Below are 16,031 nucleotides of genomic sequence, written 5' to 3' on the forward strand. Positions count from 1 at the left end.
GATGTAAAAAACAAAGGCCCCTCTCCAGGGGCCTTTGTCGTTTCTACCTGCCAGGCGGCACGACCCTTGCTGTGATTTCCCCTTCCAGAGTGCCATCAATTTGATGGCGTTGAAGTAGAGGGATTTCCTGTGTCGGCCGTTCTCTCACTGTTACAAAGCCGTTTGCTGCGGCCTGTGTTCGTTACTCTTGGTATCGCCCTTTTGGTGCAGGTGCTGGTTGCCGTTGCCCTGACCCGGAGCACGGTGACGGCGCTGGAGGCCGACCTGGCCACGCGTCTGGGCGTCGATAGCCAGAAACTCTCCGGTGAACTGGAGCAGGCGGCTCGCGAAGTCACCTCGAGCCTGGAAAGCCTTTCCAGCAGTACTCGGCAGCGATTGACCGCCGGGCTGTCCTCACGCCTGGAGGAAGAACAGGCGCAATTGCGGGCCACGCTGGAGAAGGATCTCAAGGATTCGGCCAACAATATGGCCCAGTTGCTCGCTTCGGTGGCGCCGCGGGCCATGTGGGACAGCGACGTCCCGACCCTTTCCGAGTTCGCTCGGCGCGCCCAGCGTAATCCCAACGTGCTGTTCGTGGTGTACGACGACGCCAATGGCGAGCACCTGACCCGTTACCTGAACCGGGAAAACCCGATCAACAAGGCGCTGCTGGAAAAGGGCAAGGGCGATCGAGCCCTGGACAAGGTCCTGGACGCGGCCAAGAACGATCCATCGGTCTATTACCTGGAGGCCTCCATCAGCCCTAACGGGGTGGAAATCGGCAAGGTGCTGATGGGGGTCTCCACGGCATCGGTCGAGGCGGACGTGGCGGCGCTGGACAAGCGTTTCGCAGCCTTGATTGCCAGCAGCGACCAGCTGGTCGGCGATAGCCTCAAGGGCGCTTCGGCGGACAGTTCGGCGGCCATGCGCGCACGCCTGCAGTCGGCGCAGACCACGGCTTCGGACATGCAGGCCAATACCGCCGGTACTGTGCAGGATGCGGCGGCCACCCTGCGTTGGCGCATCGGCATGGGCCTGGCGCTGGTGGGTTGCGGGGTCTTGCTGTTGCTGGCGGTGGTGCTGGGGCGGCGGGTGGTCAGCAAGCTGCATCTGCTGATCGCCGCGCTGAACGATCTGGCGGCCGGCGAGGGCGATTTGACCAAGCGGGTCCAGCTCAACAGCAATGACGAGATCGGCGACATGGCGTCGGCGGTCAACCGCTTTGTCGATAAGTTGCAGCCGATTGTGCGCGAGGCGGGCGATGTGGCGCAGCGCACGGGCGTTGAAATCGGCGCGATGAGCCTGCGTAATGCCGGGGCCGATGCCGCGGCCGAGGCTCAGCGCGACGAGGTGGCAGAGAGCTTGCGGGCGCTGTCGCAGATGGCTGACGAAGCCCAGGCGGAAAGCCAGGCGATGCAGGCAGCCTTGCAGCAGGTGGTGGAGATCCGCCAGGCAACCGACGAAAACACCCGGACCTCGGCCCAGGTGGGCAGCCTGATCGAGGCGCTGGCAGGGCAGGTCGACACGGGGGCCAAGGTCATCGAGCGCCTGGCGCAGCAGAGCGAGCAGATCGAGGTGGTGTTGACGGTGATCCATGGCATCGCCGAGCAGACCAACCTGTTGGCCTTGAATGCGGCCATCGAGGCGGCGCGGGCCGGGGAAACCGGGCGCGGCTTTGCGGTGGTGGCCGACGAGGTCAGGGCGCTGGCGAGCAAGACGCAAAGCTCTACCGGGGACATCCAGGCGCACATCGGAGCTCTGCAGCAGGGCGCGCGCGAGGCGGTGGCGGCGATCGGCCAGGCCGGAAGGCAGGCCAGTGAAGGTTTGCTGGTGTTGCGCGACAGTGCGCGGTTGCAGCAGTCGGTGCAGTCGTCGGTGGAGCAGGTGCACGCGGCGATTGGCCTGGCGACCCAGGCGGCCGCCCATCAGGCTCAGGGTGCGCAAGCAGTGCGTGGGCGGGTCGAAACCATCCATGCCCAGGCCGAGCGTGCGGCTCAGGCAGTGGTGGAGACCACGGCCAGCGGCAAGGTGCTGGATGGCCTGGCGGCACAATTGAAGGCCAGCCTGGGGCAGTTCCGGGCTTGAGTTTTTTCGCGAGGCTTGAATGCTTGGGGCGGGGCTTCTACAGAAGGCTTCTGTAGGAGCAAGCTCAGCGGCTCAGATACATCCGTGTCGTCAGTAGGTAGACCGGTAATCCCGACACCAGAACCAACAGCGCCGCATAAGGCGCTGCGGCTGCAAACTCCATATTCGCCGTGTGCGCCCAGACTTCCGTCGCCAGCGTATTCAACCCGGTCGGGCTGAGCAGCAGGGTGGCCGTCAGTTCCTTCATGGCATCCAGGAATACCAGGGCGAAGGCGGCTCCCAGCGCGGGGAAAATGATTGGCAGGGTCACACGACAGAATGCCGTGAATGAGGAGGCGCCGAGAGTGCGGGCGGCTTCCTCGAGTTGCGGCGCCGCCTTGTTCAGGGCCGTGCGGATCGGCGCCTGTGCCAGGGGCAGGAACAGCAGTGCATAGGCAATCATCAGCAGGGCCGAGGTCTGATACAGCGCCGGCATGTAGTGCAGGGCAAAGAACACCAGTGCCAGGGCGATCACCAGGCCTGGCAGGGCGTGCAGCAGGTAAGGCAGGCGTTCGGCCCAGAGGGCCAGGCGACCCTTGTGGCGCACCACCAACAGCCCGACTGGTACCGCCAGCGCCAGGCACAGTGCCGCGCCACCCAGCGAGAGCGCCAGGGAGGAGAGCAAGGCTTCGCCGATGGCGGCTACCGGGAAGGCGGCCGATGAGCCGACGCTCAGCCAGTACGCCAGCATGCCCAGCGGAATGCCGCTGCCGATCAGGGTCAGCAGCGCGCAGTACAGTTGTCCGCCAATCGCCCATTGGCCCAGGCGTACCTGCTCGGCATGTCGCGCCGCGCCCTGGCCGGTCCGTACATGACGCCCTTTGCCGCGAACCCGCAACTCCAGCCACAGCAGGGCCAGGCACAGCGCCAGCAACACGGCGGAAAGCATCGCCGCATTGGCGTTGCTGAACTCCAGCTCGAACTGCTGATAGATCGCGGTGGTGAAGGTTTGCAGGCCGATGATCGACAGTGCGCCGAACTCCACCAGCATGTGCAGGGCGATCAGTAGCGAGCCGGCCAGCAGCGACGGCCAGAGCAGGGGCAGGGTGATCCGGAAGAACACGCCCCAGCGATGCTGCCCGAGGGTGCGGGCCGACTCCTCCAGGGAGGGGTCGAGGTTGCGCAGGGTCGCCGCGACAGGCAGGAACACCAGCGGGTACTTGGACAGGCTCATGACTAGGATGGCTCCGCCCAGGCCTTCGAAGCTGGCGCTGAGGGAGACCCAGGTGAAGCTGCTGACAAAGGCCGGTACGGCAAAGGGCAGGCACAGGATCACGCCCCAGAGGCGCCGCCCCGGCAAGTCGCTACGCTCCAGCAACCAGGCCAGGGACAGGCCGACGATGGCGCAGGTGACTGTCACGCCGATGAGCAGTAGCAGGGTGTTGCGCAGCAGGCCGAATACATAGGGGCGCCACAACAGATGCAGGGCTTCGGCCCAGCCGGCCTGCCAGGCCTTGAGTCCGACATAGAGCAATGGCAGCAGGCTGAGCCCGACCAGCAGCAGGACCGGCAGCAGCAGCCAGATCGATGGTCCCTTGCGCCTCGGTATGTAGGTTGTGCGCGAGGCGGGGGCGGGCAGCGATGCGCTCATCAGTTCAGGCCGACTTCGCGTTCCAGCTCCAGGGCTTCTTCGGCGTTTCCAAGGTCGGCCGGGGTGACTTTCGGCGCTTGCAGCTCGCTGAACGGCTTGAGGCCGCGATCCGACTCCAGGCCTTTGCGCAATGGATATTCGGCGGTGGTCTGGGTGATCACGCGCTGGCCTTCTTCGCTGGCCATATAGGCGAGGAATTGCTGGGCTTCCTTGGGGTGTTTGCTGGACTTGAGTACCGCGGCGCTGGATACGGTGATCAGTCCGCCGGCATCGCCACCGGTGAAATAGTGCAGCTTCGAGTCCAGCTGGCCTTTTTCGCGTTGCAGGGCGAACCAGTAATAGTTGTTCACCAGCACGGTGGCGACTTCGCCGTTTTCCACGGCTTTCAATGCCACCATGTTATTGCTGTAGGTCTTGCCGAAGGCGCGCAGGCCAGTCAGCCATTCCTCGGCGGCGTCCATCCCGTGCAGCTTGATGATCGCCACAGCCTGTTCCTGGAACGCGCCGCTGCCAGGAACGAAACCTACCTTGCCTTGCCATTGTGGCTGGGAGAACGCCATTACCGATGCAGGCAGGTCTTTTTCGTCGATCAACTTCGGGTTGAACGCCACCACGCGGACGCGGGCGGTGATGCCGATCCAGGTGCCGTTGCCGGCGACGTAATCCTTGGGCAGGACTTCAAGGGTCGCGGCATCGGTCTTGGCCAGCAACCCTTGCTCGCCGAGTTTGTTCAGGGGCGGCGATTCTTCGGTGTAGATCACATCGGCAGGGGAACGCTCACCTTCTTCCACGATCTGGCTGGCAAGCTGGTTGCTGCTGCCTTTGCGCACATTGACGTGAATGCCGGTCTTGGTCTCGAAGGCCTTGGCAATGGCGTCGCCGACTTCCTTGTGCTGGCCGTTGTAGAGAGTCAGGGAAACTGGATCGGCTGCTTGAGTGAGTGGAGATGCCAGGGCCAGGCCCAGCAAAGTGATGGTCAAGCCACGCAGAAGGGATGTTGGAAGGGAGGTGTTTCTAAACATCATTCGCAGGGTTCCTCACTGTGGTGCCGCAAAAACTTGTAACAATCATAAACGATATTGTTTCTCATGTGCGGCTTGACGGGCTGGATAGCCCTGAAGGAGGGGGGGCTTTGGCGGGGGAAATGATTGTTATAGGGCAGAAACGCAAAAACCCGCTTTCGCGGGTTTTTGTGAGACTTCACAGCTATGCTGTGAAGCTTGAATGTGGTGCCCAGAAGAAGACTCGAACTTCCACGGCCTTGCGGCCACCAGCACCTGAAGCTGGCGTGTCTACCAATTTCACCATCTGGGCAGTATCAGCAGCGTCGTCGCTGTTGATGGGGCGAACTATACGGAGCGCCTTTGGATCTGTAAAGCCCTGTTTTGACTTAGATTCAATAAATCAAACACTTAGAATGCAAAAACCCGCTTTCGCGGGTTTTTGGAGGAGTCTGGAGATTCAAGCAATCTGCAGCTCTGAAGTGGTGCCCAGAAGAAGACTCGAACTTCCACGGCCTTGCGGCCACCAGCACCTGAAGCTGGCGTGTCTACCAATTTCACCATCTGGGCAGTATCGGCAACGTCTCCGTCGTCGATGGCGCGCACTATACGGACCACCTTTTGAGCTGTAAACCCCTGATCTTGAAAATATTGAAAAAAATTCGCCGACGGCTTTTACAGGATGGTTCTGAGGCCTCTAAAGGACTTTTCGGAGCCTGTCTTAGCCTGAAATTTCCCGTTTCAATACGCGTATGCCAAACTAACCCGCATATAGACAAGGTGAAATTTATCTAATGGCCGATTGGCAGTCCCTCGATCCCGAGGCCGCTCGTGAAGCGGAAAAATATGAAAACCCTATCCCTAGCCGCGAACTGATCCTTCAGCATCTTGCTGATCGGGGTTCGCCTGCTAACCGCGAACAGTTGGTCGAAGAGTTTGGTCTGACCACAGAAGACCAGATCGAAGCCCTGCGTCGTCGCCTGCGCGCCATGGAGCGCGATGCTCAACTGATCTACACCCGTCGCGGCACTTATGCACCGGTGGACAAGCTCGACCTGATTCTCGGCCGCATCAGCGGTCACCGTGACGGCTTCGGCTTCCTGGTTCCCGATGACGGTAGCGACGACCTGTTCATGAGTCCGGCGCAGATGCGTCTGGTGTTCGATGGCGACCGTGCGCTGGCCCGGGTTTCCGGCCTGGATCGCCGTGGTCGCCGCGAAGGCATGATCGTCGAAGTGGTGTCCCGTGCTCACGAGAGCATCGTCGGCCGTTACTTCGAAGAAGGCGGCATTGGTTTTGTGGTGGCGGACAACCCGAAGATCCAGCAGGAAGTGCTGGTGACCCCGGGCCGCAATGCCGGCGCCAAGATCGGTCAGTTCGTCGAGGTGAAGATCACTCACTGGCCGACCCCGCGTTTCCAGCCGCAAGGCGACGTGATCGAGGTCGTGGGCAACTACATGGCCCCGGGCATGGAAATCGATGTTGCCTTGCGCACCTACGATATTCCTCACGTCTGGCCTGAGGCAGTGCTGAAGGAAGCCGGCAAGCTCAAGCCGGAAGTCGAAGAGAAGGACAAAGAGAAGCGCATCGACCTGCGCGACCTGCCGTTCGTCACCATCGACGGCGAAGATGCTCGCGACTTCGACGATGCGGTCTATTGCGAAGCCAAGCCTGGCAAGCTGCGCCTGTTCGGCGGTGGCTGGAAGCTGTACGTGGCGATTGCCGACGTTTCCAGTTACGTGAAGATCGGTTCGGCGCTGGATGCCGAGGCTCAGGTGCGCGGCAACTCGGTGTACTTCCCCGAGCGCGTAGTGCCGATGCTGCCGGAGCAACTGTCCAACGGCCTGTGCTCGCTGAACCCGAAAGTCGATCGTCTGGCCATGGTGTGCGAGATGACCATCTCCAAGTCTGGCGAGATGACTGACTACCAGTTCTACGAGGCGGTGATCCACTCCAAGGCGCGCCTGACCTACAACAAGGTCAGCACTATCCTCGAGCAGCCGAAGACCAGCGAGGCCAAGCAACTGCGTGGCGAGTACGCCGATGTCGTGCCGCACCTCAAGCAGCTTTATGCGCTGTACAAGGTGCTGCTCGGGGCCCGTCATACCCGTGGCGCCATCGATTTCGAGACCCAGGAAACCCGGATCATCTTCGGTTCCGAGCGCAAGATCGCCGAAATTCGCCCGACAACTCGTAACGATGCACACAAGCTGATCGAGGAGTGCATGCTGGCGGCCAACGTGGCCACCGCCGAATTCCTCAAGAAGCACGAAATTCCTGCGCTCTATCGCGTTCACGACGGCCCGCCGCCAGAGCGCCTGGAAAAACTGCGCGCCTTCCTCGGCGAGCTTGGCCTGTCCCTGCATAAAGGCAAGGACGGCCCGACGCCGAAGGACTACCAGGCATTGCTGGAAAGCATCAAGGATCGTCCGGATTTCCATCTGATCCAGACCGTGATGCTGCGTTCGTTGAGCCAGGCGGTGTACAGCGCTGACAATCAGGGCCACTTCGGCCTGAACTACGAAGCCTATACCCACTTCACCTCGCCGATTCGCCGTTACCCGGACCTGCTGACGCACCGGGCGATTCGCAGTGTCATCCACTCCAAGCAGAACACGCTTCATGTGCGTCGTGCCGGTGCGATGACCATTCCGAAGGCGCGCATCTATCCATACGACGAGGCGGTTCTCGAGCAACTTGGCGAGCAGTGCTCGATGAGCGAGCGGCGTGCCGACGAAGCGACCCGCGACGTGGTGAACTGGCTCAAGTGCGAATACATGAAAGACCGCGTGGGCGAGTCGTTCCCGGGTGTGATCACCGCGGTGACCGGTTTTGGCCTGTTCGTCGAGCTGACCGATATCTATGTCGAAGGTCTGGTGCATGTCACGGCATTGCCGGGTGACTACTACCACTTCGATCCTGTGCATCACCGCCTGGCGGGCGAGCGTACCGGTCGCAGCTTCCGCTTGGGTGACAGCGTAGAAGTGCGGGTCATGCGCGTCGATCTGGACGAGCGCAAGATCGATTTCGAGATGGCGGAAAAAACCATCAGTGCGCCGATCGGTCGCAAAAAACGTGGCGCTGTCGATGTGCCTCCGGCCAAGACTGCTGCCGAGCCTGCCCCGGCCAAGGCCGGGCGTCGTGGTCCGGCCAAGGAAAAGCCGGTCGAGGCCTACCGCTCCAGCGATGCCGCGGCGAAAAACGCCGAGGTACGCAAGAGTCGTGAAATGAAGCGGGCGTTGCTGGCCGAAGCCAAAAGCGGCGGTAAAGCGGCGTCTGGGGAAAAGTCCGGAAAGCCGGGGGCCGGCAAGCCGAGCAAACATCGTAAAGGTCCGCCGAAAGCGGGCTCAGGTCCTGCGGCGAAAAGCGGTGGGGCACGTAAACCCAAGGCCAAGTCATGAGTCAGTTGGAAAAGATCTACGGCGTGCACGCTGTAGAAGCATTGCTGCGTCACCACCCCAAGCGTGTCAAGCAGATCTGGCTGGCCGAAGGCCGCAGCGATCCGCGCGTGCAGGTGCTGGTGGACCTGGCCGGTCAGAATCGCGTGGCGGTCGGTCAGGCCGAACGTCGCGAAATGGACGCCTGGGTCGAAGGCGTTCACCAGGGTGTCGTGGCTGAAGTGAGTCCAAGCCAGGTCTGGGGCGAGGCGATGCTCGATGAGTTGCTCGACCGTACCGAGGGCGCGCCGCTGCTTCTCGTGCTGGACGGTGTGACCGACCCGCATAACCTCGGCGCCTGCCTGCGTACCGCCGATGCGGCCGGTGCGCTGGCGGTGCTAGTACCGAAAGACAAATCGGCGACCCTGACCCCGACCGTACGTAAAGTGGCGTGCGGCGCTGCGGAAGTGATCCCCTTGGTGGCCGTGACCAACCTGGCGCGCACCCTGGAAAAGCTCCAGCAGCGCGGTCTGTGGGTTGTCGGTACCGCTGGCGAAGCCGAGCAGGAACTGTATGACCAGGACCTGACCGGGCCGACCATCCTGATCATGGGCGCCGAAGGCAAGGGGATGCGTCGCCTCACCCGTGAGCATTGCGACTTCCTGGTGCGCTTGCCGATGGCCGGTAGCGTCAGCAGTCTCAATGTCTCCGTGGCTACTGGCGTATGCCTGTTCGAAGCCACGCGCCAGCGTGCGGCCAAGGCCAAGAGCGCAGCCAAGAAGGCCTGAGTTTCCTCCCGCTATGCAGGTGCGAGCTTGTTCGCGATGGTGGCCCGACTGAGGTGCCGCAATCGTGAGCAGGCCCGTCCGGCAGGTTTGGCGTGCCCTGGCGCTCAATTGTTCAAATAATCACCAATTGCCTTGCGCCGCTGTTGCCCCTTCTCTACAATTGCGCCCCTTGCCGTTGCGGCAGGCGCATATGTGCCTATCTCTGGCAAGACACACAAGTGTCATTCACTCCTTGTCTGACCGCTTTTGAGTGGCAGGCTACAACCCGTAAGGAGCATTCATGCGTCATTACGAAATCATCTTTCTGGTCCACCCTGACCAGAGCGAGCAAGTCGGCGGCATGGTTGAGCGTTACACCAAGCTGATCGAAGAAGACGGCGGCAAAATCCACCGCCTGGAAGACTGGGGCCGTCGTCAACTGGCCTACGCAATCAACAATGTTCACAAGGCTCACTACGTGATGCTGAACGTTGAGTGCACCGGTAAAGCCCTGGCTGAGCTGGAAGACAACTTCCGTTACAACGATGCTGTGATCCGTAACCTGGTCATCCGTCGCGAAGAAGCCATCACTGGCCAATCCGAGATGCTCAAGGCTGAAGAGAACCGCAGTGAGCGCCGTGAGCGTCGTGACCGTCCTGAGCATTCTGACAGCGCCGATGGCGATGACAGCGATAACAGCGACGCCAGCGATAACGCTGACGAGTAATCCACGGACCTTTTGAGGAGCCAATTACATGGCACGTTTCTTCCGTCGTCGTAAATTCTGCCGCTTCACCGCTGAAGACGTGAAAGAGATCGATTACAAAGATCTCAACACTCTGAAAGCCTACGTATCCGAGACCGGCAAAATTGTTCCAAGCCGTATCACCGGTACCAAAGCTCGTTATCAGCGTCAGCTGGCCACCGCTATCAAGCGCGCCCGCTTCCTGGCCCTGCTGGCCTACACCGACAGCCACGGCCGCTGAGACCGGGCAGTCGACAAGTAGTAAGGGATTGAATGCATGCGCGCCTTAGCTGAGTTCATCATGCGCGGCCGTATGCAGGCCACTCTGGTAGTGGCCGGATGTGCGGCATTGCCGTTGTTGTATTGGTTGGGTGCTGCTGCGGGAAGCCTAGTGCTCCTGCGGCGCGGTTTGAGCGACGCCCTTGGTGTCCTCGCCCTGGGATTGCTGCCGGCACTGTTCTGGTGGCTGTATTCCGACGATCCACGCGCACTCATGGTGCTGCTCGGGTCTTCGGGCCTTGCGTTGGTTTTGCGCGCAAGCGAATCCTGGAACCGTGTGCTGCTGGTCAGCATAGCGCTGGGCCTGGTGTTTGCTGGAGTGCTGGGTGTGGCTTACCGCCCCCAGATCGAGATGCTCTCGCAGGAGTTGGTAAAAATCCTGCCGTTGGCCCTCGGTGATCTCTACCAGCAGTTGTCGGTTGAAGAGCAGGCTCGTCTTGCCTCACTGATTGCACCGGTCCTGACCGGCCTGATAGCGGCTTTGTTGCAGGTCGTCAGTGTGCTGAGCCTGATTGTCGGGCGCTACTGGCAGGCGTTGTTGTACAACCCGGGTGGTTTTGGTCGCGAGTTTCGCGCTATCAAGCTCCCGCTGGGACTGGCGATGTTGCTGCTGGCCGGCATGCTGCTGGGACCGAATCTCGGTCCACAGATGGCGATGCTGACGCCGTTGTGCAGCGTACCGCTGGTGTTCGCCGGGCTGGCCCTGATTCACGGGCTGGTGGCGCAAGGGCGACTGGCCAGGTTCTGGCTGGTGGGGTTGTACGTAACGCTGTTGCTGTTTATGCAGCTGATCTATCCGTTGCTCGTGGTGTTGGCCATAGTCGACAGCCTGATTGATTTTCGCGGTCGTTCGGCGCCGAAAGACGCTGATAACGGCTCTGCGAACGGTGAAGGTTAAAAGTTAAGAGGTTATTACCAAATGGAACTGATCCTGCTGGAAAAAATCGCCAACCTGGGCAACCTGGGCGATAAGGTAAACGTTAAGGCTGGTTACGGCCGTAACTACCTGCTGCCTTTCGGCAAAGCCACCGCTGCTACCGCTGCCAACCTGGCTGCGTTCGAAGCGCGTCGTGCCGAGCTGGAAAAACTGGCTGCAGAGAAAAAGGCTTCTGCCGAAACTCGCGCTGCCCAACTGGCTGAGCTGGAAGTGACTATCACTGCCACCGCTGGTGACGAAGGCAAGCTGTTCGGTTCGATCGGCACCCACGACATCGCTGATGCCCTGACCGCCTCCGGCGTTGAAGTGGCAAAAAGCGAAGTTCGTCTGCCGAACGGCACCATCCGCAACGTAGGTGAATTCGACGTAGCCGTGCACCTGCACGCCGAAGTTGAAGCCACCGTACGCGTTGTCGTGGTAGCAGCTTAAGCAGTACTTGTCGGCTGGCACCCTCGGGAGCTAGCCGGTAACATCGGGCACGATCCTGTTTACAGGTCGTGCCCTTTGTCTTTCTGTACCCTGAGTTTTTCAACCCCTGCTTTTCCTAAAAAACCAAGTGGCCATGAACGATATCTCCGCTCCCGAGCAATACGATCTGCAAACCGCTGCCCTGAAGGTGCCGCCACATTCCATCGAGGCCGAACAGGCCGTGCTCGGTGGTCTGATGCTGGACAACAACGCCTGGGAGCGGGTGCTCGATCAAGTCTCCGACGGCGACTTCTATCGGCATGACCACCGTTTGATCTTCCGCGCGATCGCCAAGCTGGCCGATCAGAACATGCCGATCGACGTCGTGACCCTGTCCGAGCAACTGGACAAGGAGGGCCAGACGTCCCAGGTCGGCGGCCTGGGTTACCTGGGCGAACTGGCGAAGAACACGCCGTCGGTGGCCAACATCAAGGCTTATGCGCAGATCGTTCGCCAGCGCGCCACCCTGCGCCAGCTGATCGGCATCAGCACCGAGATCGCCGACAGCGCCTTCAACCCCGAAGGTCGCACCGCCGAAGAGATCCTCGACGAAGCCGAACGGCAGATCTTCCAGATCGCCGAAGCGCGTCCGAAGACCGGCGGCCCGGTGGGCGTCAACGAGTTGCTGACCAAGGCCATCGATCGCATCGACACCCTGTTCAACACCGACAACTCCATCACCGGCCTGTCCACCGGCTACACCGACCTCGACGAGAAGACCAGCGGCCTGCAGCCAGCCGACCTGATCATCGTCGCCGGCCGTCCGTCCATGGGTAAGACCACCTTTGCCATGAACCTGGTGGAAAACGCCGTGCTGCGCAGCGACAAGGCGGTGCTGGTGTACTCCCTCGAGATGCCAGGCGAATCGCTGATCATGCGTATGCTGTCGTCCCTCGGCCGTATCGACCAGACCAAGGTGCGTTCCGGCCAACTGGAAGACGACGACTGGCCGCGCCTGACCTCGGCGGTCAACCTGCTCAACGACCGCAAGCTGTTCATCGACGACACCGCCGGTATCAGCCCCTCGGAAATGCGCGCGCGGACCCGCCGCCTGGTGCGTGAGCACGGCGACATCGCCCTGATCATGATCGACTACCTGCAGCTGATGCAGATCCCGGGTTCCAGCGGTGACAACCGGACCAACGAGATTTCCGAGATCTCCCGTTCCCTCAAGGCCCTGGCCAAGGAATTCAACTGCCCGGTGGTGGCCCTGTCCCAGCTCAACCGCTCCCTCGAACAGCGCCCGAACAAGCGCCCGGTGAACTCCGACTTGCGGGAATCCGGAGCGATCGAGCAGGACGCCGACGTCATCATGTTCGTGTACCGGGACGAGGTGTATCACCCCGAGACCGAGCACAAGGGCATTGCCGAGATCATCATCGGCAAGCAGCGGAACGGCCCGATCGGCTTTATCCGCCTGGCGTTCATCGGCAAGTACACCCGCTTCGAGAACCTCGCGCCGGGCAGTTACAACTTCGACGACGACGAGTAAGGCCCGACCTCCCGATCGCGGCGCGCCTCCAAGGCCATCGTGTCCCTGTAGGCGCGAGGCTTGCCCGCGATAGGCGTCTCACCGATTTCCGACCATGGTCGTCGGAATTGGTCATTTTTTGTGCTATATTCCGCGCCCGCGAATTTCTCTGTAAATAAACGCGCCCTTATCTACACCTATACCGGTCATCGACATGCAAGCAGCCAAGCCGTTATTTGACTATCCCAAGTACTGGGCCGAATGTTTCGGTCCAGCACCGTTCCTGCCGATGAGCAGGGCGGAGATGGATCAGCTCGGCTGGGATTCCTGCGACATCATCATCGTTACCGGTGATGCCTACGTCGATCACCCGTCGTTCGGCATGGCGATCATCGGCCGGCTGCTGGAATCCCAGGGCTTCCGCGTCGGGATCATTGCCCAGCCGAACTGGCAGTCCAAAGACGACTTCATGAAGCTCGGCGAGCCGAACCTGTTCTTCGGTGTCGCGGCCGGCAACATGGACTCGATGATCAACCGCTACACCGCGGACAAGAAAATCCGCTCCGACGACGCCTACACCCCCGGTGGCCTGGCGGGCAAGCGTCCGGACCGCGCCAGCCTGGTCTACAGCCAGCGCTGCAAGGAAGCCTACAAGCACGTGCCGATCGTCCTGGGCGGCATCGAAGCCTCCCTGCGCCGCATCGCCCACTACGACTACTGGCAGGACCGGGTGCGCAACTCGATCCTGATCGACGCCTGCGCCGACATCCTGCTCTACGGCAACGCCGAGCGGGCGATTGTCGAAGTCGCCCAGCGCTTGTCCTACGGGCACAAGATCGAAGACATCACCGACGTGCGCGGCACCGCGTTCATTCGCCGCGACACGCCGCAGGGCTGGTACGAAGTGGACTCCACGCGTATCGATCGCCCGGGCAAGATCGACAAGATCATCAACCCCTACGTCAACACCCAGGACACCGCTGCCTGCGCCATCGAGCAAGAGAAGGGGCCGGTCGAGGATCCCCAGGAGGCCAAGGTCGTGCAGATCCTGGCCAGCCCGAAGATGACCCGGGACAAGACCGTGATCCGCCTGCCGTCGATGGAGAAGGTGCGTAACGATCCGGTGCTCTACGCCCACGCCAACCGCGTGCTGCACCTGGAAACCAACCCGGGCAACGCCCGTGCGCTGGTGCAGAAGCATGGCGAGATCGATGTCTGGTTCAACCCGCCACCCATCCCGATGACCACCGAAGAGATGGACTACGTGTTCGGCATGCCGTATCAGCGCATCCCGCACCCGGCGTATGGCAAGGAGAAAATCCCGGCCTACGAGATGATCCGGTTCTCGGTGAACATCATGCGGGGCTGTTTTGGCGGCTGCACCTTCTGCTCGATCACCGAGCACGAAGGGCGGATCATCCAGAACCGTTCCGAAGAGTCGATCATTCGCGAGATCGAAGAGATTCGCGACAAGGTTCCAGGTTTTACCGGCGTCATCTCCGACCTCGGCGGCCCGACCGCGAACATGTACCGCATCGCCTGCAAGAGCCCGGAAATCGAATCCGCATGCCGCAAGCCGTCCTGCGTGTTCCCTGGCATCTGCCCGAACCTGAACACCGACCACTCGTCGCTGATCCAGCTGTATCGCAGTGCCCGCGCCTTGCCGGGGGTGAAGAAGATCCTGATTGCTTCCGGCCTGCGCTACGACCTCGCGGTCGAGTCGCCGGAGTACGTCAAGGAACTGGTGACCCACCACGTCGGTGGTTACTTGAAGATCGCCCCGGAGCACACCGAGGAAGGTCCTCTCAACCAGATGATGAAACCGGGCATCGGCAGCTACGACCGGTTCAAGCGGATGTTCGAGAAGTACTCCAAGGAGGCAGGCAAGGAGCAGTACCTGATTCCTTACTTCATCGCCGCGCACCCGGGTACCACCGACGAAGACATGATGAACCTGGCCCTGTGGCTCAAGGGCAACGGCTTCCGCGCCGACCAGGTGCAGGCCTTCTACCCGTCGCCGATGGCCACCGCCACCGCCATGTACCACTCGGGCAAGAATCCGCTGCGCAAGGTCACCTACAAGAGTGACGGGGTGACCATCGTCAAGAGCGAGGAGCAGCGGCGCCTGCACAAGGCGTTCCTGCGTTACCACGACCCGAAAGGCTGGCCGATGCTGCGTGAAGCACTGACCCGCATGGGCCGCGCCGACCTGATCGGGCCGGGCAAGCACCAGCTGATTCCGTTGCACCAGCCGGCTACCGACAGCTACCAGAGTGCCCGTCGCAAGAACTCGACGCCGGCTGGCAGCCACAAAGTGGCCAAGGAAACCACCCGGATCCTCACCCAGCACACCGGCCTGCCGCCGCGTGGCAGCGACGGCGGCAACCCGTGGGACAAGCGCGAACAGGCCAAGGCCGCCGCGATGGCCCGCAACAAGCAGGCCGCCAAGGAGCGCACGGATGCGGCCAAGGGCAAAGGCAAGAAACCGACCCGCAAACCGGTCGTGCCCCGCTAAGGCAACTGCGGTACAGGCACAACGCCAACCCCAGGGTTGGCGTTGTGCATTTCGCCGTTCGGGTTTGTTAAGGTGCGCCCAGGATTGGCACCGATTCAAGGAAGAGCAGCGTGTTACGTCGCAGGAAAACCCCGCAACAACAGCAGATCGAAGACAAGCTGCTGCTTCTCAAGACCGCCGAATGGTTCGCCTGGCAGCCTTATGTACGACGCTTCGGGGTGATTCATATCGCGGTGATGATGACAACGGTCTTCAGCATTTCGCTGACCGCCGCGCAGGTGCCCCACCTGTATTTCCCCCGTGACTTCCAGGTCGCCAACTACGCCGCGATGGCGATGCTGGGCGTTGGCCTGCTGATGAGCCTGTGTTTCCTGTTGGTGATCCGCGGCTACCCGCGCGGGGCCTGGGCCTTGTTCGGCGCGCTGGTGTTCTGCCTGGCGTGCGCGCTGTTGGTCCTGCTGGATTCCCGCCAGCACCTCTTTCCGGCCTTGGTCCTGTGCATCCCCCTGACCGGCCTGCACCTGATGAGCACCCGGCGCTACCAGCGCGGGCTCAAGGTGCTGCAAGTGGCCGCGCGCAAACGCCGGCGTTTGCAGCAACTGGACGCCGGTCTGAAGCGGGTGCGCTGACCGCCGGTTACATCCTGTCGCCACATTTATGTGCAACCCTGCGCACGCCAAAGCACACGCCGCTCGCTTTTGGTGCTGTACTGCCCACAGTCGTTGGCGGAAGCGCCGGAACGGGTGCCCTGGCATAAGTCTTGCGCGCTCTCGTGTA

The 16,031-nt window shown here is 61.6% G+C and carries 12 protein-coding genes and 2 tRNA genes; 10 read left to right on the plus strand and 4 right to left on the minus strand.

What is annotated here, in order from left to right; translation table 11 throughout:
* The first annotated feature begins 129 nt into the window (after window positions 1–129).
* Window positions 130–2,064 (plus strand): methyl-accepting chemotaxis protein, encoded by a 1,935-nt coding sequence (locus tag IF690_RS03800; protein ID WP_202698898.1) that lies wholly within the window; start codon window positions 130–132, stop codon window positions 2,062–2,064.
* A gap of 64 nt (window positions 2,065–2,128) precedes the next feature.
* On the opposite strand, the gene IF690_RS03805 is transcribed toward IF690_RS03800, so the two are convergent.
* From IF690_RS03805 to IF690_RS03820, 4 genes are all read right to left on the minus strand, one after another.
* Window positions 2,129–3,694 (minus strand): ABC transporter permease, encoded by a 1,566-nt coding sequence (locus IF690_RS03805; RefSeq protein ID WP_202698899.1) that lies wholly within the window; start codon window positions 3,692–3,694, stop codon window positions 2,129–2,131.
* Window positions 3,694–4,719: an extracellular solute-binding protein gene (locus tag IF690_RS03810; RefSeq protein WP_202698900.1), complete on the minus strand. Its 1,026-nt coding sequence runs from the start codon at window positions 4,717–4,719 to the stop codon at window positions 3,694–3,696. The genes IF690_RS03805 and IF690_RS03810 overlap by 1 nt, the downstream gene beginning before the upstream one ends.
* Window positions 4,720–4,921: 202 nt before the next feature.
* A tRNA-Leu gene (locus tag IF690_RS03815) sits at window positions 4,922–5,008 on the minus strand.
* Between the two features lie 170 nt (window positions 5,009–5,178).
* Window positions 5,179–5,265, minus strand: a tRNA-Leu gene (locus IF690_RS03820).
* A 224-nt stretch (window positions 5,266–5,489) separates the two neighbouring features.
* Here IF690_RS03820 and rnr point away from each other — a divergent pair.
* From rnr to IF690_RS03865, 9 genes are all read left to right on the plus strand, one after another.
* Window positions 5,490–8,096, plus strand: coding sequence for a ribonuclease R (gene rnr, locus IF690_RS03825; RefSeq protein ID WP_202698901.1), 2,607 nt, complete (start codon window positions 5,490–5,492; stop codon window positions 8,094–8,096).
* Window positions 8,093–8,860 (plus strand): 23S rRNA (guanosine(2251)-2'-O)-methyltransferase RlmB, encoded by a 768-nt coding sequence (gene rlmB, locus IF690_RS03830; RefSeq protein ID WP_023970226.1) that lies wholly within the window; start codon window positions 8,093–8,095, stop codon window positions 8,858–8,860. Before rnr ends, rlmB begins: the two co-directional genes overlap by 4 nt.
* Window positions 8,861–9,140: 280 nt before the next feature.
* On the plus strand, window positions 9,141–9,566 hold the full coding sequence (rpsF, locus tag IF690_RS03835; RefSeq protein ID WP_007921481.1) for a 30S ribosomal protein S6: 426 nt from the start codon (window positions 9,141–9,143) through the stop codon (window positions 9,564–9,566).
* 28 nt (window positions 9,567–9,594) lie between these two features.
* The gene (rpsR, locus tag IF690_RS03840; RefSeq protein ID WP_002551829.1) at window positions 9,595–9,825 is read left to right on the plus strand and encodes a 30S ribosomal protein S18; all 231 of its coding nucleotides are present in this window, start codon (window positions 9,595–9,597) and stop codon (window positions 9,823–9,825) included.
* Between the two features lie 36 nt (window positions 9,826–9,861).
* A complete protein-coding gene (locus tag IF690_RS03845; protein WP_202698902.1) occupies window positions 9,862–10,761 on the plus strand; it encodes a hypothetical protein in 900 nt (299 codons plus the stop codon).
* A 21-nt stretch (window positions 10,762–10,782) separates the two neighbouring features.
* Window positions 10,783–11,229, plus strand: coding sequence for a 50S ribosomal protein L9 (rplI, locus tag IF690_RS03850; RefSeq protein WP_007921484.1), 447 nt, complete (start codon window positions 10,783–10,785; stop codon window positions 11,227–11,229).
* Window positions 11,230–11,362: 133 nt separating this feature from the next.
* Window positions 11,363–12,760 carry a replicative DNA helicase gene (gene dnaB, locus IF690_RS03855; protein ID WP_023970228.1) on the plus strand — a complete coding sequence of 466 codons (1,398 nt, stop codon included), beginning with the start codon at window positions 11,363–11,365 and terminating at the stop codon, window positions 12,758–12,760.
* A gap of 193 nt (window positions 12,761–12,953) precedes the next feature.
* Window positions 12,954–15,254 carry a YgiQ family radical SAM protein gene (locus tag IF690_RS03860; protein ID WP_202698903.1) on the plus strand — a complete coding sequence of 767 codons (2,301 nt, stop codon included), beginning with the start codon at window positions 12,954–12,956 and terminating at the stop codon, window positions 15,252–15,254.
* A gap of 110 nt (window positions 15,255–15,364) precedes the next feature.
* Window positions 15,365–15,883: a hypothetical protein gene (locus IF690_RS03865; protein ID WP_202698904.1), complete on the plus strand. Its 519-nt coding sequence runs from the start codon at window positions 15,365–15,367 to the stop codon at window positions 15,881–15,883.
* Window positions 15,884–16,031 lie beyond the last annotated feature (148 nt).

Origin of the sequence: Pseudomonas sp. SK3(2021) (genome assembly GCF_016772375.1) — a bacterium.
GTDB classification, from domain to species: domain Bacteria; phylum Pseudomonadota; class Gammaproteobacteria; order Pseudomonadales; family Pseudomonadaceae; genus Aquipseudomonas; species Aquipseudomonas chlororaphis_I.